This is a genomic window from Selenomonas dianae, assembly GCF_030644225.1.
GTDB classification, from domain to species: domain Bacteria; phylum Bacillota; class Negativicutes; order Selenomonadales; family Selenomonadaceae; genus Centipeda; species Centipeda dianae.
In genome coordinates this window covers 184,805-210,219 of the sequence record NZ_CP128650.1, presented here as the reverse complement: position 1 = coordinate 210,219, position 25,415 = coordinate 184,805, and the positions used below count along the sequence as shown (strand labels likewise).

At 55.2% G+C, this 25,415-nt stretch carries 34 protein-coding genes and 1 pseudogene; 7 read left to right on the top strand and 28 right to left on the bottom strand.

The features are described from left to right. The first annotated feature begins 20 nt into the window (after positions 1-20). Complete coding sequence (locus QU667_RS01045) at positions 21-440, top strand: type II toxin-antitoxin system HicB family antitoxin (protein WP_304987501.1); 420 nt, start codon at positions 21-23, stop codon at positions 438-440. Positions 441-770: 330 nt separating this feature from the next. Here the strand turns inward: QU667_RS01045 and QU667_RS01040 are convergent, their stop codons facing one another. The 16 genes from QU667_RS01040 to QU667_RS00965 form a co-directional block, all read right to left on the bottom strand. Then, a complete protein-coding gene (locus QU667_RS01040) occupies positions 771-1,862 on the bottom strand; it encodes a HigA family addiction module antitoxin (RefSeq protein ID WP_304987500.1) in 1,092 nt (363 codons plus the stop codon). Beyond that, positions 1,843-2,193, bottom strand: a complete 351-nt coding sequence (locus QU667_RS01035) for a type II toxin-antitoxin system RelE/ParE family toxin (RefSeq protein WP_304987499.1) — start codon at positions 2,191-2,193, stop codon at positions 1,843-1,845. The genes QU667_RS01040 and QU667_RS01035 overlap by 20 nt, the downstream gene beginning before the upstream one ends. Before the next feature lie 73 nt (positions 2,194-2,266). Then, positions 2,267-2,755, bottom strand: a complete 489-nt coding sequence (locus tag QU667_RS01030) for an RNA polymerase sigma factor (RefSeq protein ID WP_304987498.1) — start codon at positions 2,753-2,755, stop codon at positions 2,267-2,269. A 315-nt stretch (positions 2,756-3,070) separates the two neighbouring features. After that, positions 3,071-3,463, bottom strand: a complete 393-nt coding sequence (locus QU667_RS01025; protein WP_304987497.1) for a single-stranded DNA-binding protein — start codon at positions 3,461-3,463, stop codon at positions 3,071-3,073. Further along, positions 3,460-3,906, bottom strand: coding sequence for a DNA N-6-adenine-methyltransferase (locus tag QU667_RS01020; protein ID WP_304986351.1), 447 nt, complete (start codon positions 3,904-3,906; stop codon positions 3,460-3,462). The genes QU667_RS01025 and QU667_RS01020 overlap by 4 nt, the downstream gene beginning before the upstream one ends. A gap of 82 nt (positions 3,907-3,988) precedes the next feature. Next, positions 3,989-4,345 carry a hypothetical protein gene (locus QU667_RS01015; RefSeq protein WP_304987495.1) on the bottom strand — a complete coding sequence of 119 codons (357 nt, stop codon included), beginning with the start codon at positions 4,343-4,345 and terminating at the stop codon, positions 3,989-3,991. Further along, positions 4,342-4,581, bottom strand: a complete 240-nt coding sequence (locus QU667_RS01010) for a hypothetical protein (RefSeq protein WP_304987494.1) — start codon at positions 4,579-4,581, stop codon at positions 4,342-4,344. Before QU667_RS01010 ends, QU667_RS01015 begins: the two co-directional genes overlap by 4 nt. After that, positions 4,581-4,892, bottom strand: a complete 312-nt coding sequence (locus tag QU667_RS01005; protein ID WP_304987493.1) for a DUF1064 domain-containing protein — start codon at positions 4,890-4,892, stop codon at positions 4,581-4,583. The genes QU667_RS01010 and QU667_RS01005 overlap by 1 nt, the downstream gene beginning before the upstream one ends. Then, positions 4,873-5,181: a hypothetical protein gene (locus tag QU667_RS01000; protein WP_304987492.1), complete on the bottom strand. Its 309-nt coding sequence runs from the start codon at positions 5,179-5,181 to the stop codon at positions 4,873-4,875. The genes QU667_RS01005 and QU667_RS01000 overlap by 20 nt, the downstream gene beginning before the upstream one ends. Then, a complete protein-coding gene (locus QU667_RS00995) occupies positions 5,178-5,348 on the bottom strand; it encodes a hypothetical protein (RefSeq protein ID WP_304987491.1) in 171 nt (56 codons plus the stop codon). Before QU667_RS00995 ends, QU667_RS01000 begins: the two co-directional genes overlap by 4 nt. Beyond that, positions 5,345-5,602 carry a hypothetical protein gene (locus tag QU667_RS00990; RefSeq protein WP_304987490.1) on the bottom strand — a complete coding sequence of 86 codons (258 nt, stop codon included), beginning with the start codon at positions 5,600-5,602 and terminating at the stop codon, positions 5,345-5,347. Before QU667_RS00990 ends, QU667_RS00995 begins: the two co-directional genes overlap by 4 nt. Next, the gene (locus tag QU667_RS00985) at positions 5,599-5,916 is read right to left on the bottom strand and encodes a LysM peptidoglycan-binding domain-containing protein (protein ID WP_304987489.1); all 318 of its coding nucleotides are present in this window, start codon (positions 5,914-5,916) and stop codon (positions 5,599-5,601) included. The genes QU667_RS00990 and QU667_RS00985 overlap by 4 nt, the downstream gene beginning before the upstream one ends. Beyond that, a complete protein-coding gene (locus QU667_RS00980) occupies positions 5,909-6,304 on the bottom strand; it encodes a hypothetical protein (RefSeq protein WP_304987488.1) in 396 nt (131 codons plus the stop codon). Before QU667_RS00980 ends, QU667_RS00985 begins: the two co-directional genes overlap by 8 nt. A 137-nt stretch (positions 6,305-6,441) precedes the next feature. After that, positions 6,442-6,708 carry a hypothetical protein gene (locus tag QU667_RS00975; RefSeq protein WP_304987487.1) on the bottom strand — a complete coding sequence of 89 codons (267 nt, stop codon included), beginning with the start codon at positions 6,706-6,708 and terminating at the stop codon, positions 6,442-6,444. A gap of 11 nt (positions 6,709-6,719) precedes the next feature. Continuing rightward, positions 6,720-7,106 (bottom strand): hypothetical protein, encoded by a 387-nt coding sequence (locus tag QU667_RS00970; protein ID WP_304987486.1) that lies wholly within the window; start codon positions 7,104-7,106, stop codon positions 6,720-6,722. Positions 7,107-7,244: 138 nt separating this feature from the next. Next, entirely contained in the window at positions 7,245-7,439 is a 195-nt protein-coding gene (locus tag QU667_RS00965) for a helix-turn-helix transcriptional regulator (RefSeq protein ID WP_304987485.1), read from the bottom strand. A gap of 146 nt (positions 7,440-7,585) precedes the next feature. On the opposite strand from QU667_RS00965, the gene QU667_RS00960 reads away from it, so the two are divergent. From QU667_RS00960 to QU667_RS00930, 6 genes and pseudogenes are all read left to right on the top strand, one after another. After that, entirely contained in the window at positions 7,586-8,020 is a 435-nt protein-coding gene (locus QU667_RS00960) for a helix-turn-helix domain-containing protein (RefSeq protein ID WP_304987484.1), read from the top strand. A 6-nt stretch (positions 8,021-8,026) separates the two neighbouring features. Beyond that, positions 8,027-8,473: an ImmA/IrrE family metallo-endopeptidase gene (locus QU667_RS00955; protein ID WP_304987483.1), complete on the top strand. Its 447-nt coding sequence runs from the start codon at positions 8,027-8,029 to the stop codon at positions 8,471-8,473. A gap of 81 nt (positions 8,474-8,554) precedes the next feature. After that, positions 8,555-9,775 (top strand): restriction endonuclease, encoded by a 1,221-nt coding sequence (locus tag QU667_RS00950; protein WP_304987482.1) that lies wholly within the window; start codon positions 8,555-8,557, stop codon positions 9,773-9,775. A 742-nt stretch (positions 9,776-10,517) separates the two neighbouring features. Then, positions 10,518-11,689, top strand: a pseudogene (locus QU667_RS11645) (tyrosine-type recombinase/integrase). Positions 11,690-11,842: 153 nt separating this feature from the next. Then, positions 11,843-12,370, top strand: a complete 528-nt coding sequence (locus QU667_RS00935) for a methylated-DNA--[protein]-cysteine S-methyltransferase (RefSeq protein ID WP_304987480.1) — start codon at positions 11,843-11,845, stop codon at positions 12,368-12,370. 33 nt (positions 12,371-12,403) lie between these two features. Next, positions 12,404-13,504 carry a tyrosine-type recombinase/integrase gene (locus QU667_RS00930; protein ID WP_304987479.1) on the top strand — a complete coding sequence of 367 codons (1,101 nt, stop codon included), beginning with the start codon at positions 12,404-12,406 and terminating at the stop codon, positions 13,502-13,504. Between the two features lie 61 nt (positions 13,505-13,565). Here QU667_RS00930 and QU667_RS00925 read toward each other — a convergent pair whose 3' ends face one another. From QU667_RS00925 to waaF, 12 genes are read right to left on the bottom strand one after another with little or no spacing between them, the layout of a single operon-like run. After that, entirely contained in the window at positions 13,566-14,468 is a 903-nt protein-coding gene (locus QU667_RS00925; protein ID WP_304987478.1) for a VirK/YbjX family protein, read from the bottom strand. Positions 14,469-14,479: 11 nt separating this feature from the next. Beyond that, positions 14,480-15,601: a hypothetical protein gene (locus tag QU667_RS00920; RefSeq protein WP_304987477.1), complete on the bottom strand. Its 1,122-nt coding sequence runs from the start codon at positions 15,599-15,601 to the stop codon at positions 14,480-14,482. Further along, positions 15,598-16,800: an O-antigen ligase family protein gene (locus QU667_RS00915; RefSeq protein ID WP_304987476.1), complete on the bottom strand. Its 1,203-nt coding sequence runs from the start codon at positions 16,798-16,800 to the stop codon at positions 15,598-15,600. The genes QU667_RS00920 and QU667_RS00915 overlap by 4 nt, the downstream gene beginning before the upstream one ends. A 42-nt stretch (positions 16,801-16,842) precedes the next feature. Continuing rightward, positions 16,843-17,589 (bottom strand): glycosyltransferase family 2 protein, encoded by a 747-nt coding sequence (locus QU667_RS00910; RefSeq protein WP_304987475.1) that lies wholly within the window; start codon positions 17,587-17,589, stop codon positions 16,843-16,845. A 15-nt stretch (positions 17,590-17,604) separates the two neighbouring features. Then, on the bottom strand, positions 17,605-18,267 hold the full coding sequence (locus QU667_RS00905; protein WP_304987474.1) for a hypothetical protein: 663 nt from the start codon (positions 18,265-18,267) through the stop codon (positions 17,605-17,607). A gap of 5 nt (positions 18,268-18,272) precedes the next feature. Beyond that, the gene (locus QU667_RS00900; protein WP_304987473.1) at positions 18,273-19,544 is read right to left on the bottom strand and encodes an AAA family ATPase; all 1,272 of its coding nucleotides are present in this window, start codon (positions 19,542-19,544) and stop codon (positions 18,273-18,275) included. Next, positions 19,489-20,067 carry a D-glycero-alpha-D-manno-heptose-1,7-bisphosphate 7-phosphatase gene (locus tag QU667_RS00895; RefSeq protein WP_304987472.1) on the bottom strand — a complete coding sequence of 193 codons (579 nt, stop codon included), beginning with the start codon at positions 20,065-20,067 and terminating at the stop codon, positions 19,489-19,491. Before QU667_RS00895 ends, QU667_RS00900 begins: the two co-directional genes overlap by 56 nt. After that, positions 20,057-21,028: an ADP-glyceromanno-heptose 6-epimerase gene (rfaD, locus tag QU667_RS00890; RefSeq protein ID WP_304987471.1), complete on the bottom strand. Its 972-nt coding sequence runs from the start codon at positions 21,026-21,028 to the stop codon at positions 20,057-20,059. Before rfaD ends, QU667_RS00895 begins: the two co-directional genes overlap by 11 nt. Beyond that, a complete protein-coding gene (gene rfaE1, locus QU667_RS00885; RefSeq protein WP_304987470.1) occupies positions 21,025-22,023 on the bottom strand; it encodes a D-glycero-beta-D-manno-heptose-7-phosphate kinase in 999 nt (332 codons plus the stop codon). The genes rfaD and rfaE1 overlap by 4 nt, the downstream gene beginning before the upstream one ends. A 39-nt stretch (positions 22,024-22,062) precedes the next feature. Then, the gene (locus tag QU667_RS00880; RefSeq protein WP_304987469.1) at positions 22,063-23,271 is read right to left on the bottom strand and encodes a glycosyltransferase family 9 protein; all 1,209 of its coding nucleotides are present in this window, start codon (positions 23,269-23,271) and stop codon (positions 22,063-22,065) included. 3 nt (positions 23,272-23,274) lie between these two features. Beyond that, the gene (locus tag QU667_RS00875) at positions 23,275-24,294 is read right to left on the bottom strand and encodes a glycosyltransferase family 9 protein (protein ID WP_304987468.1); all 1,020 of its coding nucleotides are present in this window, start codon (positions 24,292-24,294) and stop codon (positions 23,275-23,277) included. Positions 24,295-24,311: 17 nt separating this feature from the next. After that, the gene (gene waaF, locus QU667_RS00870; RefSeq protein WP_304987467.1) at positions 24,312-25,343 is read right to left on the bottom strand and encodes a lipopolysaccharide heptosyltransferase II; all 1,032 of its coding nucleotides are present in this window, start codon (positions 25,341-25,343) and stop codon (positions 24,312-24,314) included. Between the last annotated feature and the right edge of the window lie 72 nt (positions 25,344-25,415).

Below are 25,415 nucleotides of genomic sequence, written 5' to 3'. Positions count from 1 at the left end.
TCCGAAAGGAGGAATATCGAATGAACCTCGTATACCCTGCCGTGTTTTACCCTGACCCCGATTCCTTGGCTTTTGCCGTGACCGTGCCCGACCTCCCCGGCTGCGTTTCCGGCGGCGATTCTCTCGCAAGCGCCATCGCAATGGGCGAAGACGCCGCATCGGGGTGGATTCTCGGCGAACTTGAGGACGGTAACGAAATCCCGCCCGCAAGCAGCATCAAGGACATTCACCCTGACCCCGAAATCGGCGAGGGATTCGTTTCCCTGCTCTCGCTCGACATGGACGCATACGCCGCAAAGTACGGCAGCAAATCCGTTCGTAAGAATCTCACGATCCCCGCATGGCTCAACACCTTCGCCGAAGCCGAACAACTCAACATTTCCAAAGTCCTACAGGACGCACTTACCGCTCTTTACGAGAAAAAAACAGCTCTTGCATAAGACGCACTACCCGCCACACGGCGGGTTTTTCCATTTACAATCAAAAAGGACACCGCCACAGCTGTGTCCTAAAAAACCTATGCCCCTTCTCTTACTCCACGAGAAAAGCCGCCTCGAAGGGCGGCTGTCCGTGGAGCTATGGATGAAGGAGGTATGCGGGCGGCTCGTCCAAAACCGCCACACTAACAGTATAGCACGTTTTCCCGCGAAAAAAAGGAAGTAAAAGGGAACAAAAAGTCGGTTAAAAATACCGTTCGGAGAAAGCTCAAGTTATCCACAACTGTATACAAAAAGGAGCTGAGTTCATCAGTTTCCTATAATACATCTATTTTAGCTGCTCCATTGAAGTTTTCTTTTCAACGTATTCAAGCGGCTATATGGGATTTTTTTCTCATGCTGCAATCTCCCTACTACAATCCCCGGGGCTATATTTTGAGAGTCCGCAAATTCGCTCACTGCACTCTCTGTATAGTATGTCCCACAGACCTGAACAAAGTACGCATATGCGGCATTAGGAATGAGCTGCTCTGATGCAAACCGATCCGCTTCATCCTCCCGGTCCGCATCCTCTCCCTCATAGGCAAAATCATGCTTGCCATGCAAGAAAACATGTCCCGCCTCATGAAAGAAGCTGAACCAGAACTGATCGTCCGTACGATACCGCAAACTCAACTGGATAATCGCACGATCCGAACTTACCCATCTTGTAATTCCATGAACAGGAACTTTCGGCAGCTCCTTCGTGAAAACTACTGCGACACCGTTATTTGCACAGATTTCAACAATCTCATCAAGAACATCCTGTATGGGGGTTGTTGTCATCTCACGAATTTTTTTGACCCCAGCCAAAAAACCGTCACGATCGAAGGAAGCGATGTTCATCCCAGCCGCCGCAATCTCTCCCCGCCTCAGCCATACCGCTAGTGCCGGGAGGTCAACCGCATAGGTCTTCGATTTACGAAATGCGATTCTGCCTACAGGAAGACACCCCCACTTATTTTCCCATGCGGCAATTGAAGCAACCCCAAAGAACGATAAAAGTTGATGGACCTTCATTGCTACATCTTTACAGTCCATAATCCATCCATACTTTCTCATACGGGTAAGAGGAAATTTCTTCAACCACTCTTTTCCCGCAACAAGCTCTTCGGCGGCAGAGATACGTGCTAAATCGGCACGGTAATTCATCTCAAGATTATTCCAAAAGTGTGCCGGCACGTTCAATACACGTTCGAGCTGAATTGCCGTATCCGGTGTAATAGCACTCTTCCCCTTGATAATCTCGTTGATCGTCTTTTTTGGGCGTCCCATACGTTTAGCAAGCTCTGCCTGCGTCATCCCGATGTCCTCAAGAATCTCTAGCAGGGTATCTCCCGGAGGAATGGCAATATCCGGGCAGTATTTATCGTTTTTGTTTCCCATGATAATCCTCCACCTCCAAAATCATAATACTTGTTACCATGGAACGATCTACTCCTCCGTCTGTAAGCACAGGAAGCGGAGATTGATCCACTTTGAATATGAGGCGCGCCGGATGAACCAAATCGACCGCATATTCATCGTTTCTTTTTCCGATCAGCTCATAGAGACGCGGCGGCGGCAAATGACTAATGACCGATAAATCGTTCGCTGCACGAAGTTCATTCAGCCGTTGAACAATCTTTTTCGCCATTGGTTCGCCCCACATTTTCACTGCATCCTGATAACTATTGCAGTGTTTGGCTAATTTATTCGTTTTGAAGGAAATCTCCATGCAACAGCCCTCAACAAATTCACCCATAGTGTTAATTTATTATACACTATGGAAGACAGTTTGAAAACCCTTTTTACAAAATCAATTTCTCTTGCACAGGTCTCACCAACACCCCGAACAACATTAACGCCACATCCCGCAGCACCTTCCCGCCCTTCTCCTTCGCCCACTTCTCCGTATAGTTCAGCTGTTCCGCAACCTCCGCCCATGACCGCTCCTGCATATACCGCCCCCGTATCAGCTCTGCATCCCCATCATCCAGAGACGCAAGCGCACGGTCGATTTTCCGCACCATCCGCTCCATCTCATCCCTGCGCTCCCGCATCTCCGTGATCCGCCCCCGCATCCGTATCCTGCGTGCCGCTGCCGCCTCCGTCGCCGTCAGTTCCCCCGCGCCCCGTCCCACCTCGTCCCCATATCGCACGGTGGCGATGCCCTCATCCTGCAAAAGCCGCTCGATTGCCTCGATTTCCTCCGTGAGATTCATGACGGCGACCTTCATCTTGTTGTAGCTGCCGAGGATCCGCTTTGTCTCCCTGATATAGTCGCCATACGCCCTCACGCCGCCACCTCCCATCTCATCATTTTGTTGCCGCCGCCAATATGACCATACGCACCAAAAGAGCGGTGATTATTCCGCTCTTTTTCTTATCCCCCTATTCTGAACCGCACATTTAGTGCCCTGTCGACGATACGCAACTCCACTCCGATCCTCCAACAATGTCTTGCGTATTCTTCTAACGCCTCAAGGTCGTCACTCATAGCAATCTGATGCCAACGAAATTGATCCAGTGTAAAGGCTTTCAAGGTACTGCCGTTCTGATAATCCGTAGGAAGTTTTTGCTCTAAGGTGTATTCTTGCAAGTCGTTCCCCTCCTCAAAACGGAATATCCTCATCCGGCACAACCGCCCCGGGGTACTCATCCGCACGTCCCGCACTGCCGCCCGCCGCGTCCCTCTTGCTGTCGCAGAACTCCATGCTCTGAACGACGACCTCTGTCACATAATTCTTTCTCCCGTCCTTCTCGTAGCTGCGCGTCTGGATGCGCCCCTCCACGGCGATCTTCTGTCCCTTTGAAACATACTGACTGATGACCTCCGCCGTCTTTTCCCATGCCACGCACGAGATAAAATCCGCCTGATGATTCCCGTCCGCGCTTCTACGCCTATCAATCGCCAGCGTAAACGAGGCGTAAGCCTTCCCCCCGCTCTGCGTATACTTTACATTCGGGTCTCGCGTCAGCCGCCCGATTCCTACAAAGTGGTTCATTTGGATTCCTCCTGAATTGTCTTCCGTGAGAACACCACAACAGCACTCGGAAACGGCGCACTGTTTTTTGCGCCGCCAAATTTCAAGCGCCCTCGGATAAATCGAAGGTCATTTGATTTCAGACAATAGTCCTGAAACCATCGTGTGTCCGTTCGTGCCGGCAGGAGGCATACAACCGTCGCCCTTCCTGTACGCCCCGCATGATAGGCTTTCTCCACCCATCGTCCGATCTGTCGTCCATACGGCGGATTCATGAAGCAGACACCCTCCCACCTCATAGAAAGACCGTCGTCTTTCGGCGTATAGTACCGCTCGCATTTGGCGTTCTCAGGCAATGCACAAACATCCAGATCGAACCCAAATTCCATATTCAGCTCATCGAAAAAATCCTGCGGGGTTTCCCAAAGATCTGTGTTGCTCGACATCATTCCCGCATGTATCATTCCACACCTCCTGTTTCACAAATCCTCCGTGACGCAAAACACAATCACCGCCACAAGAAGAACCGCCGCCGGAAAATCCACGTCACACCCGCAGAAGCCCCCGCCGCAGCGCGCTGTACCGCCCGTAGCTCAGCCCCATTGCCCGCGCTTCACGTGCCATGTCCGCGATGTGCTGCGGATCGTGCGGCGGTTTCTGCTTCGGTACGGGAATATCTTCCTGTACCACTTTTTTCTCAACAACTCTTGCTCTTGGCGGTTTGTTTCTGTGGTAATCATCCTTTCTACAGGAAGAGCACAGGGTCGCTTGATGTTTCGCGGAAAACACCGCGCCGCAGCGGATGCAGCGCCACCGCTTCGCCGCACGGCACGCGGGACAGTTCTTTGCACGAGGGTCACGCGCCTCAAATTCCCCGCCGCACACAAAACATGCTTTCTTCATGTCCTTTTCTCCTTCCTCCGCATAAACTCCTCAATGCAGGAGAGCAGCCCCTCCCCGGTCACAGGAACGTCCCATTTGCCGTACATCACGTCGATCTCATCCTCAGAGGTGATGGCGAGTTCCGTCCCGCTACTCATTGGTACGTGCCTCACCCGCGCAAAATATTTGTGTCCTCCATGCTCAAAACGACACTCGAATCCACCCGTCGCATTGTTTCGCTCCACCTTGTACACCATCACCGCACCTCCCGAAAAACAATGTCCTTCTCTCGCATCATGTGCAGGAACAGCTTTTTCCGCAGCAGATAGTCCCGTGTACGTACGCCCTTCACCTCGATCACCTCTCTGCGTCCGTCGGCGTAGGTGACGAAAAAATCCGCCGTGTAGGTGATGGGACGCTGCTTCTTTCCCGTGTTGTCCACGAACCCCGCAAGGAGCGTATAGGACGGTTGGAAGCCGATGCGCACGATCTCCCCCGCCTGTTTCTGTGCGAGCAGTTCCAGATACACCTCCGCTTCCCGCTTGCTGTCAAAGGTGCGCCCGCACACCGTTGTTTTCCGCGCATGGTACTTGTTCGGCTTTTTCCGCTGCGTATGCAGGAGACGCATCCCACTTAGTGACCAAAAGAAGCATTGTGTAAAGCAAATAACGCACATACCGAGGGTTGTTACTGTTTCGCTTGGCGGCTTTTTCGATGATGTCTAATGCCGCGATAACGATGTCCTCGATCTCACCATGCGCCACCGTGCACATCCCTCCATCAACCTCCGCCGCATAGAGGAAAAACTTGCTCCCCTTAAATCCGACGGAGGCATTGATAAAATCCTCCTTCGTCATTTCATCTCCTCCATCTTCGCATTCCGCTCCCACGCCGCTTTAGCCGCATCGTCCCACGTATCGTAGAGCCGAATGTCCACCTCCTCCACGCCGTCCACTTCGCGGAACACACGCCACATCGGCAGATTCTTTGTCACCAGCTCGCGCCGCGTCTGCCACTTCTTCATTCCTGCGCCTCCTTTTTACGCTGCAATTCACTGAGCATCGCATTGTGCAACATACCGGATGCCAAAACGAGGTAGTCCATGGTATCGTCCGAGCGTTCTGCCTTATCAACAATGATCTGAATCGCTCCGGCAATAACGGTTTCTATCGGCCCTTTCACTGCTATGGCAAGCACGCCATCCACATGAGCCGCACAAAGAAACGCCTCCGTATCGTCAAACGCACTGATGGTTTTTTCAAAGCCTTCCCGCGTCATTCCTCTTCCCCCTTCACCCAGTACGTCACCTTGATCTCATCGCCGGGGTAAATCTCCCCGCGCCGCTCCACGAGCCACGGATTGTTTTCCTCCATCCCCGCCTTGTATTCGAGGATGTAACGCCGCGTCCCCGTGTTCTTCGCACAGAACTCCTCCGCGATGCCCCAGATCGTATCCCCGGGGCGCACCGTGTAGACCTCCTCGACGAGGACAGCGTTTCGCCCGTCGTCCCACGAATTCATCGCCCCTGCACAAAATACCGCCGCCGCGATGAATGCGCCGCTGATAACAAAGGGCTTTACAAGCTCACGCATGACCCTTCACCTCCTTTTTCTCCTTCACTTTGCCCACATAACGCGGGAGGCTGTGCATATACTCCACCACCCACGAATATAGGACTTTCCGCTGATTGCTGCTCGGATCGAGGAGCACATAAACCAGATCGCCCTTATCCATCCGTGTCTGTACCGTACGCGCGGAACATCCGAGCAGATCGGCGACCTCGCCGACACTGAGCAGCCGTTCAAGCGGATTCTCCGCAGGTTTCGGCGGCAGTGCCACCACCTTTGGAAGACGCTCGACAATCCGCTGCTCCAACGCATCAACCTTCTCCGTCAGCTTCTCATCCGCGATGCGGTCAAAGCCCACCATGAGCCCTGCGACGAAAGCATCCGCCGCCGCATCCGTCGCCGTCTTTCCCATGACCTCACCTCCCATCTATGAGGAAACGTCCCGCCATTCTTGCTATCTACCATGATTCGCCTCGTATCGGCGGGACGCGACCTGCCATCATCAGCGCAAGAGGATCTCCTGCGGACACCCCGTAGGGCATTTCGGTGTTAGAGATCATCGGGACGGCAAAGAATCGGCGGCTCTATCCGCTGCGTCTCCTTGCTCGTAATAACGAACGTGTGAACCACCTTGTCCGTCTGAGCATCCTGAATCTCAATCAGGATGCTCATATTCTTTTCCACATCCAGTATGCGCCTCATATTGAGACCTACACCGAGCGAAAAGACCTCCTCGATTGCACCATCCACAAGGATTGCAGCCGAACCTTTCATCTCGTTCCCCCCGTGGCTCTCCGATTGGAAAATCGTTTTCATGTTCTCACCTCCTATATATGCACTTCCAGTAAAATGACCCCGCAAATATACGCAAGCACAATGCAGAAAACAGTTCCGACAAATCCCCCTGCGCCACAGACAAGAAGTAACACCTTCCAATCCAACCGCCGATTCGCTTGCATCGTGTAGATTGTCCGTCGCAGAAATCGATCCTCATCCGTCCGCTCTGTTCTGTACACTTCGAGCAGATAACGGATCGCCCGCAAATCCTGTTCCGTGGACTGGGGATTTTCCTCTGCTTTTGGAGAAAAAAACTTCATGCGCAGAAAATCCTTCTCCTTGAAAATTCGTGTACCACACAGATCTTCTATCTCCAACCGATGCAGACGAATGCCGGGGCACTCATCTCTCCCGCAGTTGTAGGCTTTCTTCTTCACCCAACAATCACAGACCTCAACCAACTTACCGCTGCACCGTGAGCAGAAATTTCCACGTCGTACCACCGCTCCGCAATGTGGGCAGGTAACACTCTCCATCCCCTCACCTCCTCTCGCGGTCGTTGTTAAACTTAAAGTTTATACTGTAGGCAAAAAAATACAGTCTTTGTCAATCTTGTAGAGCTGGCACAATGCTGTGAAGTTACCCACATCAATGACCGTTTTCCCGTTCTCCCAGTTGACAATAGTCTGTTTGTTTTTACGTAAGAGTTTCGCAACCTCTTCCTGTGTCAGATTGGCATTTACACGGGCGGCTTTCAAGCTAATTTTCACTCCCCGTTCCTCCCTTCATTTTTTCTGCCCTTATTACAAATCAACTAAAAGTTTATGTCAACACTTTTAGTTGATTTATTTTTATTTTCGTATTGTGCTATTTTACTTTTAGTTATATAATGATTCATATAAACGAGGTGAGAAATATGCCCAACGAAAATACAATGAAAAAGACGTTTACTGATAACTTGAATCGTTTGTTACGAGTACGCGGCATCACGCAAGCAGAATTAGCGACTTATATGGAAGTAAGCAATACTACGGTAAATAATTGGGTAAAGGGCTACAAAGTTCCGCGCATGGATAAGGTGGATAAGTTATGCTCTTTTTTCAAGATAAAACGCAGTGAGCTATTGGAGCAATCCCCCGCCTCCGACGATCTGCCCACACTCACGCAGCGCGATTCCACCGCCCACTCCAAACGCGACCTGAACGACCTCGCAAAATTCCTCAACAAAACAGAAGTCATGTTTGATGGTGATACATACAACCTCAGTGAAGAAGATCAACAAAAGCTGCGTAATGCTCTTGAGTTCGTCTTTTGGGATGCGAAAAGGCAAAATAAGCGGAAAAAGGACTGATGCGTCATGTTCAACATCAAAGTCCGCGTCAAGAATCTCGTCAACAAATACCGCACGGGAAACCCATTTCAGCTCGCGAGTGACCTCGGCATAACGATTGTACGCCTTCCCCTGCCCGATGATATGCGTGGTTTTCTCGTTCACGTCCTGCGGCGCAAATACATCATTCTGAATGAAGATCTCTGCTATGCAGGGCAAAAGGTGACGGTCTGCCACGAACTCGGACACGCGCGCCTGCACGCAGGATACGGTTATTATCTTCACCCTGACCGCGCCTATTACGTTCGTAGCCGTCTGGAAGCGGAGGCAAACGAATACGCTGCGCATCTGCTCACCTACTCCACCGACATTGACAGCGACGAGGTAACACGTATCATCAATCAACGCCACCCCGACCCGCGCGAAGTCCATTTTTTACTTGGAAGATTTATTGATACACAGGTAGATTGGTAGATGGAGCTGTGTGCTCCTTGGTTTAAGTCATAGAACTGCGTAGAACACTATAATCCGTTATGAGTGTAGGGAGATCATTATATGGCAGAAATTTTCTTCATCCTATGTGTAGTGTTATTCATTATATTGGTTCAGGTTGTACGGCATTACAGAAAAGCGACAAGGTATATAACGGATGCCGACGACTATATGAATCGCACCAAAATGGCTGCCAACATATATTATAGCGATAAAGTAACCGCCGCAGAGGCAAAGGAAAAAACTGTAGCAGAAAAAGAATCTTTCGTCAATGACTTTTTATCTGCCAAAATAGATGAATTTCCTGTTGTTGCAACGGTTATTGCGGATTATGAAACAGCACGAAACGCTTACATTGCGGACATACTGGAATTAAAAAAACGACCATCGTTCAAAGGAGCAGACGAAGTACGAGCCATACGTGCGGAAAAGAACGCCCTCATACGGGAAAACAAAGCCTATAAATGGGAACTCGAATATATAAAGAGCTTGTTGCCGTGGCTTTCTGATCTGGAAGATGACCCGATAGAACCAACGAACTCCTACAAGAACCCAAACTATAAAGATTCAGATGTTGCGGGATATTGGTTGACTCCTGAAGAGTATCACCTGCTCTCTCCAACGGAACGGAATCAACTCGCATTAGATCGTTACAAAAAGCGCCACAAAACAAACGCCGAGATTGGGCGAGAGTATGAACGCTATATTGGCTATTTATACGAAGAGAAAGGTTATAGCGTCACATACTACGGAATCGAGCGAGGTCTAGAAGATTTCGGACGTGATTTGATCTGTAAAAAAGGCGGTAGAACTCTCGTCATTCAATGTAAATGTTGGTCAAATAAAAAGAAAAAAATCATACACGAAAAACATATCAACCAGCTCTACGGCACGACAATTGCTTATAAGATTTCTTTAGCTCTTGGAATAGACGCCGATAAGATTGATGATGCTCCTATCGAATACATCGATCATTTGGATATAGATTTCAATTCATACAACGTGCAACCAATCTTTTTCTCTACAGTTCCCTATTCAACCTCTGCTGTGCTATTCGCCGATTTATTGAAAATTAAACTTGTTACAAAACCGCTCGGGGATTATCCCATGATAAAATGTAACATAAGTTCACGCACAGGAGAAAGAATATATCACTTGCCATTCGATCAGCAATACGACAAATGCGTTATTACACCATCCGAAGGAGAGTTCTATGCGTCGACCGTACAAGAAGCGGAAAAGGCAGGTTTTCGACGGGCGATCCGTTGGCTCGGAAACAACTAACCTCCTAGCCTGCTGATTGTAGTAAGGGCATAAAAAGCCGCCATCGTAGGCGGAAACATATCACTTGCATATCATCGGGGACTTGTGCTATACTAGCTATGGCAAATGCGATAGCACTTAAGCACACGAAAAGCCCCCAAGTCGGTATCTTGGGGGCTTTTCTGTTCCCATATTGCAGGCAGGGACTAGCGCCTAGGCTCGTCGCCGTCGTCTCTCTCATCGAGCCATTTGCTGATGCAGTTGGCGATTACACCAGCCATGATGGAGAGAAGAAACGCGATAACACTCATATGCACACCCCCTCCCATTGCCATGTGTAGGGGCGGCAACGCAACCAGTATACCATAGTTCAGAGCATTCCGCTATACGTTCCAACCGCCTCGAATCTGACACGGTTAACCCCCTCGATTTCGACGGGTTTAGAAATGCAATTTGCAATGTGAGTTTTTTTCACGGTGGTACAACGTGTTTTACTTTCAAACATGGTGTTGAAAGTAAATTGACAGTTTCGCCAAAAAAATGAAAGTAAACGAACGATTTTCTCGAAAATTCGCAAGCAGCGTTTTAAACAGATACAAAAATCAACAAAAAATCAAGGCATCCGACGAACACCGTTATCCGATCACATAAAAAAACCGCCCTCCCTGCGCGAACAGAGAGAGCGGCAGACATGACGCGAATCATGCCCTATTGCACTTACATACTACCATGATTCGCCTCCTATTTCAAGGAGGTTTTATTTATGTCCAAGATACGCATACGAAAGCGCGGCAACAGCTATTCCTATAGCTTCGAGACCTCAAAAAATCCGCGCCGCATGAAGGAGAAAGGGGGCTTTGCCACCGAGGATGAAGCATTCGAGGCAGGTGTGAAAGCATACGCCGACTGGAAAAACGGCAACATCGGCATCACCTCGGAGCGCGTGAAGCTGCGGGACTATCTCACCGCACGGCTAGAGAATGTCGTGCGCCCAAACGTGAAGTGGATGACATTCAAAAACTATCACAATGCGGTCGTTTCGCGCATCGTCCCCCATCTCGGCGAAATCTATTTGCAGGAACTGCGCCCGCGTGATATTGATCTGTGGGTCAAGAATCTTGCACGAGCAGGGCTTTCGCAGGGGACAATACGGCAAACCAAGACAGTGCTGGCCACCGCGCTGAAGTACGCCATCTATCCCGCCGAACTCATCACCACGAATCCGACGGCAGGAATCAACATCCCGCGCAGTGCGCCGCGCAAAGTGGTTAAACGTACGGTCATCACGACAGAGCAGTTTGCCGCCATCGACGTAAACCATAAATACATCCGCTGCTCAAAATACTCTATCACACAGGGCTGAGAATCAGCGAGGCACTCGGGCTTACATGGGATGATGTTGACCTTGAGGCGGGGACGTTCTCCATCTCCCGCCAGAGAATACCGGCGGGCTATTTTGATACACCCAAAACGACAACAAGCACGCGGACATTTTATGCGGATGCGTTTTTCCTCTCCTATCTGCGTGCGCTCAAAAAAGAGCAGATGAAAGACGAGCTGCGCTTGGGACAGGCGTATCAAATCGCCTATGAGAGTAAGGACGCGGGTCGTGCGCTCATTCTCCTGCCAAAACGGCTGTCCCCCGCAGTCGAAGCGGAACGCCGCCCGCTGCTCTGCATTCATCCCACGGGTATCCCCTACAGACATGAGCGCGTGTGCGATATGCTCCATCGCCTGGGGCTGAACTCTCACAGCTTCCGGCATACCCACGCGACACGGCTCATCGAAGCCGGCGCGAAGCCCGTGGATGTCGCCGCCCGCCTCGGTCATGCGGACGCAACCATCACGCAAAACCTGTATGCACACGATACGGAGGATATGCAGCAGGAGACCGTACGCATCTTCGAGCGTTTTGTAGACAAGGGGTGTTTGTAGACAAGTTGTAGACAAAACCGCTTTCAACACGTCGAACCCTCTTGAAAATACAAGGGGTTCGGGGATAGTGCTATATTTGACCGAAACACACGGGGACTATCGCAGCGCAATGATTTCCTCTATAATAGAACTACACTGACAGGAGGGATACCGATGCTCTGCAAACAGCACTATACATCCCCGCTCGGCGGGATCACGCTCACGAGCGAGGGAGCGGCACTGACGGGGCTGTACTTCGATGGGGAGAGGGACTTCCCCGATCTTTCGACGGCGTACGAAAAGGATCTCCCCGTGTTCGGGGACGCCGTGCTGTGGCTTGATCTGTATTTCGACGGAAGCATCCCGAACTTCATCCCCGCACTCGCTCCTGCGGGCACAGCGTTCCAGCAGACGGTATGGGCGATCCTGCGGACGATCCCATACGGCGCGACGACGACCTACGGCGCGATTGCACGGCGCATCGAACAACAGGAGAAAAAGCGGATGTCGGCGCAGGCGGTCGGCGGTGCGGTCGGGCGCAATCCGATCTCCATCCTCATCCCGTGCCACCGTGTGATCGGTGCGGACGGCAGCCTCACGGGCTACGCGGGCGGTCTTGCACGCAAGGAGCGGCTGCTGCAGATCGAGCGGGGACAGCACGCCGCGTTCCCTGTTGCGAATGCCGCCCCCCGCGTGCTATAATCACCTCATCACAAGACGAAAGCGGGTGCTGTGTTGGCGACAAACGAAAACGACCGCAGCGGCGGCAGTGCTGCGATAGGCGTTCCTGCGCGGCGTACGGAAACGATACCGGGTACGGTGCGGCGCATGAACGCGCCCGCCATGAACGTGCGGCAGGATGCCATTACCCCCGAATACTTTATCGCACATTTCCACGAATACCTCCCGCGCTACATCGCAGGCGGCGCACCCACGGCGGATACACGCGACACGTACGAGCTCGCGATCCGCCTGTTCCTCCACTGGTGCGCGGAGCAGGGGCTGCATCCGCTGCGCGATGTGCATGACTACCAGATCCGCATCTACATGGAGGATATGCGCACGCGCGGCTACAGCGCGGCGACGCTGATGATCAAGGGGGCGGCGATCCGCGCGTTCTACAAGGTCGCGCAGCGGCTCTCCTTCATCGACGAGAACCCCTGCGCGGATTTGCAACTGCGCAACCCGCAGCATCTTGACGAGGACTATAAATACCTCACCGTCGATCAGATCCGAGAGATCTGCGAGGGGCTTGCAACGGACAAGAACACACTGCGTCGTCTGCGCAACCTCCTCATCGTCTACCTCATGGGGGTGGAGGGGCTGCGCGTCGTCGAGGTCATGCGCCTCTCAGACGAGGACATCGACTGGCAGCGCGGACGCATCGAGATCCGAGGAAAGGGACACGCAGGGATCATCTACCCGTGCGAGGAGACGTTTCAGCTGCTCAAGGCATACTTGGAGGTACGCGGGGCAATCCCGCCCGTCAGCCGCCTGACCCCCACCATCATCTCCTGCGCACCGAACAACGTGAAGGGACGCATCACGCGCGTCGGCATCCGCTACGTCATCAACAGGGCACTGACAGACGCAGGACTCAAGCAGCCCGGCTATGCGTGCCATCTCTTCCGCCACAGCTGCGGCACGAACCTCTATCAGGAGACGAAGGATCTGCGCGTCGTACAGGAGACCCTGCGTCAGCGCAGCCCGAAGGTCACCGCAAAATACGCCCACGTCCACGAGCGCATGGAACAACGCCTCACGCGCGGCATCACCCCGGGCCTAAAGGTGGAGTCGGTGCAGTATCAGCCGCCCTCCCCGTCGAAGAAAAAATAACGCGAAATACGAACGCCCGCTGTGGGAACAATCCTCCCACGGCGGGCGTTTTTCCGTTTCTTCATCGTAAAACGGCGCGGACGGACGCACTGACCTCCGCGTCGATCGCGTCCAACAGGGCGAACCTGCGCCGATAGACCGCTCTCTTGCGCGTCGGCACCTCCTCCATCGTCTTGCGCGGCTCGATGAGCGGCAGTTCCATGAACCGTGCGTCTGCGGTATCCGTTCCTCCCGCCTCGCGCCAGAACGCGCTGAAGTCCGTCTTGAGCTTTCGATCAACGCGCACGTGATTGTTCGCGTAGTAGCCCTCGTTCGTCACGGCGTAGATCCGCCCGATCCTCAGACTGCGTGCAACTGCCTGCGCGATGTAGAGTACGAGATTTTTCGTCCGATAGGTATGACACGCCTTGGTCGCCGCCTTGACCACGTCGCGTGCATTCTCCATGTTCGGTCCCTGCATCGCTCCGATCCACATGGCATCTGCGCCGTCCTCTGCCGGCGCAATCCAGAAGATGATCTGATAGAGGGATGCCGCGCCGAGCCGCAGAATGACGGACAGCAGTCCCTCCTTGCGCTGCCCGTAGTCAAAGAACAGCGCCGCCGTCATCTGCTCGTCCATGCACATGATCCCCTGCCACAGAGGTACGGAGACCCGCTGATAGAGCGGAAGGAGCACATCTGCACGCAGCTTCCCGCACAGAAAGAGCATATGCTGCTCAACGATGCGTGCGCGCTCATCGAATGTGGATTTGTTGTAGAAAAAAGCACGTGTCGGCTGCTCGTAGACAAAGGGATAGAGCTCCGCCAGCTGTGCCAAGATCGGGTCTTTTTGAAAGAATGCGTCGAGTTTCTGCATTTCCCCGCGATGCAGCCATGCACGCGCACAAAAGATCACGGCACGCCGCACCTCACGCGGATTGTTCATATCATAGATCTGTTTCGCCAGTTGATAAAAGGATTGCACCCATCCACCCCCTAGTTCAGCAGATGCCGAACAAAGTTCGCCCTGCTGTATCGCGCCGCCGCCGCCGCAAGCTGCTCCCGATAGAGCCCCTGCCGCGCGGCAAAATGATTGACAAAGTCCTCCATCCCCGCGCAAAAGTCCTCATAGCGTTCCATGTCCACCACACTGCCGATGTCAAACGCCGCCATGATCTCGGGATTCAGCACGGCAGTCGTCAAGACGGGTTTTTGAAAGCCGATCGCGGTAAAGTAGAGTGCGCTCCAGTTGTAGCGGTAACGCTCCGCCGTATAGGGCAGAAACAGCGCGTCCACGGAGGCAATCGCCGCGTACCACGAAGCCCCGATCAGCTTTTCCGTCAGCACGGTGATCTGCGGATGCTCCCGATACCGCGCCACGAGCGCCTCCACCTCCGCGCGATCCGCCGCCGTCGTCGGTGCTGCCTGCAAGACGAAATGCACGGGGCGCGAAAACCGCCCTTCCTCCGCCGCACGCAGATACCACGCGAGCTTTTTCTCCCCCCTGCGATAGTGTCCGAAGAACCCGATGCGCAGCACCGCGTCCGTCCGCCGTTCGCACGCGACGGGCAGCGACATCACGGGCGGGGCGATGAGGCGCACGTTGGCGGGGCGTGCTGCGCCGAAGTCGTCCCGCAGCGTTGTCACGCACAGCCGGATGTTCCGATATGGCAGACACGACCGCGCCGCTTTTTGGAATTTCGGCATTTCCTGCAGGTTCACGCCGAGGAAGATGAAATATACGGGCACGGGGCTGTCGCGCAGCGCACTTTTTTTCAGTGCCCGCAGATAGCGATAGGTCGCCGTCGTGAGCAGCACGGCATCGATCCGCTCCCGCCGTACCGCCTCCGCCATCGCGTCGAACCATCGGACGCGCCGGTATTCCCGCTGCACGGAGAGCCAGATCTTTTTGAGCCGCCCCGCACCATCGTAGCTGACGATGCGCCCGCCCGCCAGATAGCACACAGGCACGCCGAAGTCCCGTCCGAGATCCGTATCCCGCGGCAAAAAGAGGATGGGCTCATGCCCCTCCTCCTTCAGCGTCTCTATGATGATGTGGTCGAACTCAAGTTCAAACCCGCCATCCGCTTTCACCGTTTCCAGAATCGCAACTCTCACCGTATCCTCCGCCCGTCCAAATCCAGCCGCAGCCACTGGAGACACAGCCCCATGAGCAGCCAGTGCAGCTTCATCACAGAGGAGTTCCCCATGTTGTACTCGGTCAGTCCTTGGAGGATCAGACCGAGGAGGACGGCAGGCAGGAGCAGCCCCGCGATGTGCTGCGCCGTCCGCCATGCGCGGATGCCGTACGACAGGCACGCGCCCCACCAGAAGAGCAGTGCCGCGAGCCCCACCGCGCCGCACTCGCCGAGCATCTGCATGACATTGCTGTGTGCGTGCCCAAGCTCACGCTCCTTTGCCTCCGGCAAAATGTACTGTTCGTGATATGCCGCGTTAAAGCCCGCATAGCCGATGCCGAGCACGGGATGATCCGTGAACATATGCGCCGCGCTCGTCCAGAGCAGAAACCGTTCGGAGCTGCTCTGCATCTTCGTATCGCCAATCGAGGCAAAGCGCGAGGAGAGTGCCGGCGAGAGGGCGAACACCGTGCCAAATACGACCACCGCCGCCAATATGCCCGCGAGCAGTCTTTTCTTGTCACGCACCAAGAACACCGCACAGACAAGCACGTCAATCGGCACGGCGACCCACGCGCCGCGCGTCCCGTTAAAGAGGAGCGCCGCGCAGCCGACGAGGAGCGTCGCCGCCGCAGGGATGCGGTACCGTGCATCGAGCCGCCCGCTCATGAGGAGCACGGCAAGCGCGGGGAGCAGCATCGAGAGAAAGCCGCCCGATGTCATGGAAAACGAAAATCCGTCCGCCCGCATATTCCCATAGACAATCCCTTGAGCGATGATCGCGAGATCGTTGACGACGAACGAGGCGGCGACGCATATGCCGATCCGCGCGAGCTGCCGTTTCTCACGGATCATCAGCAGCACGGCATAGAACGCGATCATGCGGTAACCGTAGTAGTCGCCAAAGACGCGCAAACTGTGCGAGACATCGTTCGAAAAAAGGGAACAGAGGACGAGCACGCCCATCAGAATGAGCAGCGCCATCCCGACGCGCCCGTCCGGCAGCGCGTCCTGCCAGTCGTCGTGCCGCCGCCAAAGCCGAAACAGCACGAGCGCGGTCAGCGTCCCGAGAAAGATGTTGCCGACAGCAATGGAAACATTGCTGAACAGCGCAAATCCGCCAAGCAGATAAAACGCCCATGTATGAATCCGTTCGATACCGACCTCGTTCAGCCGCATGACAATCCTCCTAAATTTCTGCCCTACACCGCGTGTACGGAACTATTTCGACTGCGCCTCCATGTGATAGAGCTTGACATACTTCACCATCGTATAGAAACCGTGGAACATCGCGAGGATAAACCCGAGCCGCCCGTCGAGAAAACCTCGCAGCAGGATATAGTCGCGAAAAAAGGCAAACGGCGGATCGAGCAGGATCTTCAGAAACGAAGCCCGCTTGCCGTCCGCATAGCGTTTTTCCGCCATCAGCGTCGTATACTGGTTGAATTTCAGGAGATAGCGATCCCAGTCCGTGTAGGTGTAGTGCAGGAGACTGCCGCCCATGCGGCGGATGGGCAGATCGGACACCACGTGCTCATGGATGCGCCCGACCCAATGCACAGCCATACGCGGGTAAAGCCGCTGCGAGTAGTCCGGACGATGCCCACCGTAGTACATCCGCCGGCCGAAGGCGACATTGATCCGCTTGATCTCGTATACGGCACGCGCATCCTCCGCCATGATACGGGCGATCTCCGCCTCCGTCTCCGGCTGTACACGCTCGTCCGCGTCCACATAGAGCACCCAGTCCGCATCCGTCTGCGTCAGGGCAAAGTTCCGCTGCGCGGCGAAATCGCCCGCGAGCGCACGCGCAATGACACGCGCCCCCGCCGCTCGCGCAAGCTCCGCCGTGCGGTCAGTGCTGTGATCGTCGATCACGAGAATCTCATCGGCGAACGCCGCACGCTCAATGCACGCTGCAATGTGCCGCTCCTCGTTGTGTGTGAGAATAATGACGGCAAGTTTCACGCATCCGCCTCCTCTCTACGTAACCCCTTGTTCTGCTAGATATTTCTGAAACTCATCCTGATCCAACGTATACACTTGACGAAACAGATACCCCTTGAATCGGTCCAATCCGAAGAGAATCAGCGAACGATTCCCCAGTGCACGAAATATCTTATTGATTTTCGTTCGATGATTTGAGCTTTGAGGGCGCTTCCGTGCCGATGCTGTCACCACATCTCGATTGTCTTGGCGTTCCAAACCCTTTCTCGTTTGCGGAGTAGGATTTTTTTCATCATACTTTTCCCCGTTATAGACCAGTATATAGTCCATATGCTCCCGCGTATAGGAGATGTTCTGCCGAAAGTCTGAACAGTACCACGCGAGGTCGAATTTATCATCGAGAAGCACGAGCAGACTATCATATATCTTGAAGATAATCGTATTGTTTTCTGTTGGACCGATCTTCCCATTCTTGAACTCGATGAACACACTATGATCATCGTCTAACCATAGGACATCATTGGAGAACGGCACCTTCGTCAATTTAAGCGCACATTTTTCCACATACCACTCTTTCAGCCCATCAAAGTCAAAGACAGGAAATGTGCTGCCACACATATACTCCTGTTCATCGCTGTCATAAGAAGTCGCACGCAGAGACTTTCGGCAATTTTGGAAATTTACAGGCATTTGTTCCATAGCACTCAACGCCTCATGCGCAGTTCCGCACGGAGATTTTCCAATGTTTGCACAGGCGCGGACATCTTTTCGTAGATTTTATCGATTTCATCGGAAACGTCACGAAACGAGACTTGATTTCCGACAGCTTCGGAAAGATAATAACGCGCCTTATCCCCGATTCCATGCTTGCACGCATACAACTCGATTGCATCGAGGAAAAAGGGGCTATGTGTTGTCAAAAGTACCGTCAAATCAAATTTTTTCTGAAGCAGGACAAGGATCTCAGCATAGCACAGCTGCCACTCCGGGTGCAGATGAATCTCCGGCTCATCCAAAATAAGCACACCTTTTTCATGCAGAGTTCCATTTTCCAACAAACGCTTCAAAATAGCAAAGGATTTCATGCCGGCTGACCAGTTTTCTACGTTAAGAGGCTGGTCTTGACCTTCCATCTCCAAAACAAAACGCCGTCGCTCATGTGCTATATTGCCGGGCATGATCTGCTGAAATAGAGAAAAGACTTCGTTTAATCTCCTTTTAATCTCAAGTCCTTCAACCACATTTGGACGTCCATCTGTTTCTAAGTATTTAAGCAGCCCTTCTCTCAGAGGATTATCTTCTATCCCAACATCTGAAAGTCTCGTCTGAAAGCACTGATCAATCAAAAAAGGATCCTCAACGCAAATAGCATCCTCAATCAACTCTATGGCAGTCTCATAGTATGTGCACTCGTTTCGTTGAAAGACAATCTCCTTCTTTTTTCCCTGCACCTGCAAAAACACGTACGCATTTGCGTCATCATGGAGCGCGTTGATTTGTCCCGCAAACACATCCGAAAACGCATTTCCAACAAGTGTCTTCGTTATCTCATCATCGGAGGGGGCCAGCGCGTCTCGAACTTTAGTTCTAAGTTCCTTTTTTTCCTCCTCTGACAGCTCTATGTGCCATTCTTCCCTGATATTATGCAGCAAGACGTCATACCATGATTGTTCCGTCTCTGTCTGAGTATCAAGCCCGTGAAAGGGTTCCAATACCCCCCCTCTCATTCCTATAAATCGCCGTAAGCGGAGACGTTCTCTGTCACGTCCCCAAAAAACGGCGAAAAACTTTCTTATCGGTCGTTTTCTTTCCTCCAACACCTGCTGCGGCATATTTCTCAGCGAATGAAACAGCGTAAACAGAACTTTGCCAATCGTGCTTTTCCCCGTATTGTTGTCTCCGGCAATGACAGTCAGCCCATCAAAATGGATCTCCGCCTCTTTGATTTTTGCAAAATTCTTCAGTATCAGCTTCATGTTCGTTTCCATTCGTTATAGAAGACTCCACCGCACCCCGCACGCAGTCCAAAAGACTTCCCCCTGTATAGCGCACGCCCCGCACGCCCGCCGCCTCGGCGGCAGCGACATCGCGCGCACCGTCGCCAAAGAGGAACGAGGCGGCGGGGTCGATCCCATGCGCTGCAATGGCTCTGAGGATCATGCCGGGCGCGGGCTTGCGGCAGTCGCAGCACTGCCTGTAGGCGGGGACTGCCGCCTCCGGATGGTGGGGACAGTAGTAGAATGCGTCGATGTGTGCGCCGTGCTTGGTCAGCTGTGCATTCATCCAGTCGTGCAGACGCAGCACGGCGGCCTCGTCGTAGTAGCCGCGTGCAACGCCGCTCTGGTTCGTGACGACGATAACGAGGTAGCCGTGTGCGTTCGCCCAGCGGATCGCCGCAACCGCCCCCTCCGTCCAGACGAATTTCTCCGGTGCGCAGAGGTAGTCCACATCGACGTTGAGCGTGCCGTCACGGTCGAAGAAGATCGCCCTAGTCGGCATACGAAAAATACCCGCCCGCACGGAGGAAGTCGCAGTACTCCCTGACCGCCTCCTCCATCGGGGTAAAGACGACATCGCAGCCCGCCGCGCGGAGTGCGGTGGTGTCCGCCTGCGTATAGTTCTGATATTTGCCGCGCAGCACCTCGGGGAAGTCGCGGTAGACGATCCGCCCCCTGCCGAGTGCGGCAATGACGGCACGAGCCGCCTCGTTGTAGGTGTGCGCCGCCCCCGTGCCGCAGTTGTAGACACCGCTCTCGCCGCCGTTTTCAAAGAAATGCAGGTTCACGCGCACCACGTCGCCGACGTACACAAAATCGCGCCGCTGCTCGCCGTCCGCAATGCCGTCCGTCCCGCGAAAGAGACGGGCCTCCCCCGTTTCCATGATCTGATGATAGAGTTGGTAGAAGATCGACGCCATCTTGCCCTTGTGGTGCTCCTGCGGTCCGTAGACGTTGAAGTACCGCAGTCCGACGATGGGACTGCGTGCCTCAGGGATCACCTGCCGTACATAGCGGTCGAACGCGAGCTTCGAGAACGCATACGGATTGAGCGCATCCTCACATTTCCCGCCCTCGGTAAAACCATACTTCCCGCCGCCGTACGTCGAGGCGGAGGATGCGTAGAAGAACGGGATGCGCGCCCCCATCGCGAAGTGCAGGAGCGCCTTGGAGTAGGCATAGTTCTCCTTCATCATGTAGTTGACATCGTACTCCATCGTGTCCGAGCACGCGCCTTCGTGGAAGATCGCGTCGATGTCCGTGCCGTCAAAGTCCCCCTCCTCGACGAGGTGGAGAAAGTCGTCCTTCTGCTGATAGTCGATGAAGTGCAGGCCGCGCAGGTTCTTGTAGTTCGCACCGTCCCCAAGGTCATCGACGATGAGAATATCCTTGTGCCCGCGTGCGTTGAGCGCGTGGACGAGATTGCTGCCGATAAAGCCGGCACCGCCTGTGACAATAATCATCCGTTTGCCCCTTCCTGATGGTCGAGCACCTGCAACAGTTCCTCTCTGCTGACCGCATACGTTCCGAGTTTCGACACGACGACGCTCGCCGCGACATTGGCGAGATACGCGCCGTCGGCCGGCTTCAGCCCGCCCGCGAGCGCCAGCCCGAACACGGCGATCACCGTATCGCCCGCACCTGAGACATCAAAGACCTCCTGTGCCTTCGTCGGGATGTGAACGACCTCCTCGCCGTGGATCAGCGACAGCCCCTTCGCCGAGCGCGTGAGAACGACGTTGCGGATGCCGAACTTGCGCATTGCATAACGCGCCGCCTTCTCGACATCGAAATCCTTGTTCGCAATCGGCTCAAGCATGATCTCGTTGATCTCCTTGATGTTCGGCGTGATATAGTCGGCGCCCTTGTACTTGAGCCACTGTGCGCCCTTCGGATCGACGATGACGGGCACGCCGTGATCGTGCGCCGCACGGATGATGTGCTGACACGCAAACTCCGTGCACGCGCCCTTGCCGTAGTCCGAGATGATGACGCAGTCCATGCTCTCATTCAGTTTCTTGTCGATATAGGAGAGATACTGCTGTGCATCGTCTCCGTCGATGGGGCTTGCATCCTCGAAGTCGAGGCGCAGCATCTGCTGATGTCCGCCGATGATGCGGATCTTCGTCGTGGTCGGGCGATCCGTCCGGACGAGCCCCGCATAGTCGATGCCGCGTGCGGCAAATTTCTCAAGAAGGCTCTTGCAGTGCGCATCCTCACCGACATAGCCCGCGATGCTGACATTCGTCCCGAGGAGCGCGAGGTTGTGCGCGACGTTTGCCGCGCCGCCGAGGGTTTCGTGTGTCCCCGTCACGTGCGTGATCGGCACAGGCGCTTCGGGGGAAATGCGCGTGACCTCGCCCGAGTAATACTTATCCAGCATCACATCGCCGACGACAAGGATGTTGCTGCGTACACTCTTCTCCGCGACCGTTTCGCGGATCTTTGCCATATCCATGAGAACGCTCCTATCTGTAATGGAACCTATCCAAAAATATCAATCAAATCCGTGCGCCTTGATCCCGTCGGGCAGAACAGGGCGGACAAACCGCCCCGCCGCGCCCTTCGGCGCAAGCACGAACGCCCCGTCCACCTGCTCCACGACGCGCGTCTCGAAGTCCGACGCGCGGGGCAGTTCATACGCGGGACGCGCACCGGTCTCGGTCAGCATCTGATCCGCATAGTTCAAAATCAGCGTGGGCGGCATACGCTTCATGCACTTCATGTGTTCCGCACCCGTCAGCGGACATTCGTGCAGGCGGCACGGATGGCACGGCACGGGGGCACGCACGGAAATACTCTTTGCGTCGTAGGGGTAGAACCCCGGGACGGGCGACGCGCCGAACATACAGAGCACGGGGACGTTCATCGCCACGCCGACGTGCATCGGCCCTGAGTCCGTCGTGATAAAGAGGCAGCAGCGGCGCAGAAGTCCCGCAAGTACGCCGAGGCTGATCTGCCCGGTAAAGATATGCAGATGCGGATGATCCTTCGCACGCATCTGCGCACGGCACGCCGCAACCATCTCCACGTCCATCGGACCGCCCATCACGGCGAGATGATAGCCGCGTGCGAGGTAGGTGTCGGCGACCTCCGCAAAGTAGGCATCCTCCCACCGTTTCGTGCGCCAGCTCGCACCGATGTTGAGCGCGATCACCCGATCCGTCGGGGCGAAATGCGCCGCTGAGAGCCGCGCCGCCTCCACCTCGGCAGCGGGCGGCAGCCACATCCGAAGCCCCGCATCATCGACCTCTCCGATGACCTGAGCCGCACGCAGCGCCGCATAGTGCGAGTGAACCTCGTGCATGATCGGGTGCTGATCGGGACTGACATGGTCGAACAGCAGCGAAAAGCCCGGCTTTGCATAGCCGACGATCTTCCTGCCGCCGCTCAGCGCCGCGAGCGCGGAGGAACGCTCGTTGCGATGCAGATTGACGACAAGATCATACCTGTTTTTTCGCAGACGGAGGGCAAAGCGCAGAATGCCGAGGAAACTCTTGTCCCGCCCCTTCTTGTCGATCAGGAGACATTCGTCGATGTGTTTATTTTCCTGCACGATGTCCGTGAGAATGCGATCTGCAAGGAGTGTGATACGCGCCTCGGGATAGTTGTGCCGCAGTGTCTGCAACACGGGGGTCACGAGCATGAGATCGCCGAGGTGCATGAGATTGATGACGAGGATATTTTGATAGACCTGCCGTGCCATTGCTCACCCCTTGTGTGTCTGCTGCAAAATGCCCTGCACCGCCGCACAGATACGCGCGGGCGCAATGCTGCGGATGCTGTCTGTTGCGGGCAATGCGCCCGTCACGGGATCGCGTTTCTCCGCAAGCACCACATCGTGTGCTCCCTGCGGCCCCCAGATCTGCGGATCGCCCGTGCTGAAGATCTCCACCGTCGGGCAGTGTACCGCCTGGGCGATGTGCGCGGGTCCCGTATCCACCGTCACAATCGCTGCCGCACCGCGCAGCAGCACCGCAATCTCCGCAAGGGAAAACGTCCCCGCAAGCACATGGCGCTCCTCCACCCCTGCCCGCTGCGCAATCTCCATGAGATGCGCCCGATCCTGACTGCCGCCGATCAGATAGACAGGCACCGCCTCGGGAATGCCCGAAAACGCCCGCAGAAATTCCGCCGCCGTCTCCACGGCGAGACTTCTGCGCGGGACTCTGCCGCAGGGACAGAGGACGAGATAGTGCGCCGAAGCAAGGCGGCGTGCCGCGCTTTTTTCGGCAAAGCTGCGTTCCACAGCGGCGGGAATCCGCAGGGCGAGAGCGGTGTCCTGCGTCGAAAAGCCCAGCGCACGCATAAAGTCAAGCTGATTGCGCGTTTCGTGCTGCGGTACCGCACGTACGGCGGGAGCCGTTCGCGTGAGGAACAGTCCGCCGTGCTGCGCATCGTAGCCGAATCGGTTCGGGATCCGCGCGAGCCACGCGACCACCGCCCCGCGCGGCGCAAAATTCATGCAGACGGCAAGATCGAAGCGATACCTGTGCAGCCGCCGCGCCATGTGGAGCATCCCGAGCAGCCCCTTTTCACGCCCCCGCTTGTCGTAGACCAGTACCTCATCGACGTAGGGATTCATGCGTGCGATGCTCTCCGTCAGCGGCACGGTCAGCATCGTGATGCGGGCATTCGGATGCGTTTCGCGCAGGGCGCGGACGGCAGGGGTCACGAGGATGAGATCGCCGATGAACGCGAGGTCGATGACCAGGATGTTCTGATACAAACTGCTCCCCTCTTTCCCTAACGACGCACGCTGCGGAGCACTGCGCCGATCTGCGCCGCGACCGCATCCACAGAAATTGCCGCAAGGCAGTCCAACCCCTTCGGACAGGCACGCTTCCAACAGCCCCGACAGGGACGATCGACCTCGATCGCATTTTGGAGCTGCCCATAGGGACCATTGCGGTTCGCGTCCGTCGGCCCCATCAGCATCACCGTCGGCACGCGCAGCCCTGCCGCCAGATGCACAGGTCCCGTATCGCCGCCAAGGACGAGTGCCGCACGCGTAAAGACGTGCGCGAGCTGCTTGAGATTCGTGCGCCCGACGAGATTCACGGGGGGGATCTCAGACGCGCGCAGGATGTCCTCTGCCAGCGTCGCATCGAGACGGCCGCCGCCGACGAGCACGGGTACATAGTGTGCATGGTGGAGACGATCTGCGAGCGCGGCAAAATACTCCACCGGCCAGCGTTTGTTCGGCCAGTTTGCCCCGACGGCAAAGGCGACAAACGGCCGCCCCTCCTGCACCCCCTCACGCGCGAGCAGCGTATCCGCCGCCATGCGGTCACGGTCGGAGACGCTGACGGGAAAGCGCACCTCGCCCACGCGGCAGCCAAGCGCACGCGCGACATCGAGGTAACGCTCGACAATGTGCCCCTCAGCGTGTGCGCCGCGCACAGGACGGCTCACGAGATGCGCCCCCTCGCGCATATTCGCCGTGCCGATGCGCAGCTTTGCCCCTGCGTTCCACGCGATCGCCGCCGATTTGAACAGCCCCTGCAGATCGAGGGACGCGTCATAGCGGCGCGTGCGCAGCCGTCTGCGAAACGGTCCGATCTCGCGCAGGAATCCGCCGATGCTGCGGAACTTCGCCTTCTCAAACAGGATGAGCTCGTCGATGCAGGGATTGTCCGCAAGGATCGCATACGCTGCCTGCTCGACCACCCACGTCAGATGCGCCTCGGGATACTGCTCCTTGATCGCATACGAAACGGGCAGGGCATGAATCACGTCGCCGATCGCACTCAGTTTCACGACCAAGATGTTCTCCATGCCCTGCCCTCCTTTGGTATTCACAAGTTTGCTGATATGCCGAAAAAATATATAGTGTAGAGATTGAGCAAA

Bases quoted from the DNA above. Each gene is read 5' to 3' on its own strand.
- QU667_RS01010 (WP_304987494.1), bottom strand. From the start codon at position 4,581: ATGGTGTACAAGGTGGAGCGAAACAATGCGACGGGTGGATTCGAGTGT.
- QU667_RS01025 (WP_304987497.1), bottom strand. From the start codon at position 3,463: ATGAACCACTTTGTAGGAATCGGGCGGCTGACGCGAGACCCGAATGTA.
- QU667_RS01045 (WP_304987501.1), top strand. From the start codon at position 21: ATGAACCTCGTATACCCTGCCGTGTTTTACCCTGACCCCGATTCCTTG.
- QU667_RS01020 (WP_304986351.1), bottom strand. From the start codon at position 3,906: ATGATACATGCGGGAATGATGTCGAGCAACACAGATCTTTGGGAAACC.
- QU667_RS00955 (WP_304987483.1), top strand. From the start codon at position 8,027: ATGTTCAACATCAAAGTCCGCGTCAAGAATCTCGTCAACAAATACCGC.
- rfaE1 (WP_304987470.1), bottom strand. From the start codon at position 22,023: ATGGATATGGCAAAGATCCGCGAAACGGTCGCGGAGAAGAGTGTACGC.
- QU667_RS00980 (WP_304987488.1), bottom strand. From the start codon at position 6,304: ATGGGAAAGACGGCGACGGATGCGGCGGCGGATGCTTTCGTCGCAGGG.
- QU667_RS01040 (WP_304987500.1), bottom strand. From the start codon at position 1,862: ATGGGAAACAAAAACGATAAATACTGCCCGGATATTGCCATTCCTCCG.
- QU667_RS00895 (WP_304987472.1), bottom strand. From the start codon at position 20,067: ATGCCGACTAGGGCGATCTTCTTCGACCGTGACGGCACGCTCAACGTC.
- QU667_RS01000 (WP_304987492.1), bottom strand. From the start codon at position 5,181: ATGACGAAGGAGGATTTTATCAATGCCTCCGTCGGATTTAAGGGGAGC.
- QU667_RS00975 (WP_304987487.1), bottom strand. From the start codon at position 6,708: ATGAAAACGATTTTCCAATCGGAGAGCCACGGGGGGAACGAGATGAAA.
- QU667_RS00995 (WP_304987491.1), bottom strand. From the start codon at position 5,348: ATGAAGAAGTGGCAGACGCGGCGCGAGCTGGTGACAAAGAATCTGCCG.
- QU667_RS00905 (WP_304987474.1), bottom strand. From the start codon at position 18,267: ATGGAACAAATGCCTGTAAATTTCCAAAATTGCCGAAAGTCTCTGCGT.
- waaF (WP_304987467.1), bottom strand. From the start codon at position 25,343: ATGGAGAACATCTTGGTCGTGAAACTGAGTGCGATCGGCGACGTGATT.
- QU667_RS00960 (WP_304987484.1), top strand. From the start codon at position 7,586: ATGCCCAACGAAAATACAATGAAAAAGACGTTTACTGATAACTTGAAT.
- QU667_RS00915 (WP_304987476.1), bottom strand. From the start codon at position 16,800: ATGCGGCTGAACGAGGTCGGTATCGAACGGATTCATACATGGGCGTTT.
- QU667_RS00950 (WP_304987482.1), top strand. From the start codon at position 8,555: ATGGCAGAAATTTTCTTCATCCTATGTGTAGTGTTATTCATTATATTG.
- QU667_RS00935 (WP_304987480.1), top strand. From the start codon at position 11,843: ATGCTCTGCAAACAGCACTATACATCCCCGCTCGGCGGGATCACGCTC.
- rfaD (WP_304987471.1), bottom strand. From the start codon at position 21,028: ATGATTATTGTCACAGGCGGTGCCGGCTTTATCGGCAGCAATCTCGTC.
- QU667_RS00990 (WP_304987490.1), bottom strand. From the start codon at position 5,602: ATGACGCGGGAAGGCTTTGAAAAAACCATCAGTGCGTTTGACGATACG.
- QU667_RS00900 (WP_304987473.1), bottom strand. From the start codon at position 19,544: ATGAAGCTGATACTGAAGAATTTTGCAAAAATCAAAGAGGCGGAGATC.
- QU667_RS00985 (WP_304987489.1), bottom strand. From the start codon at position 5,916: ATGCGTGAGCTTGTAAAGCCCTTTGTTATCAGCGGCGCATTCATCGCG.
- QU667_RS01015 (WP_304987495.1), bottom strand. From the start codon at position 4,345: ATGAAGAAAGCATGTTTTGTGTGCGGCGGGGAATTTGAGGCGCGTGAC.
- QU667_RS00880 (WP_304987469.1), bottom strand. From the start codon at position 23,271: ATGGCACGGCAGGTCTATCAAAATATCCTCGTCATCAATCTCATGCAC.
- QU667_RS01035 (WP_304987499.1), bottom strand. From the start codon at position 2,193: ATGGAGATTTCCTTCAAAACGAATAAATTAGCCAAACACTGCAATAGT.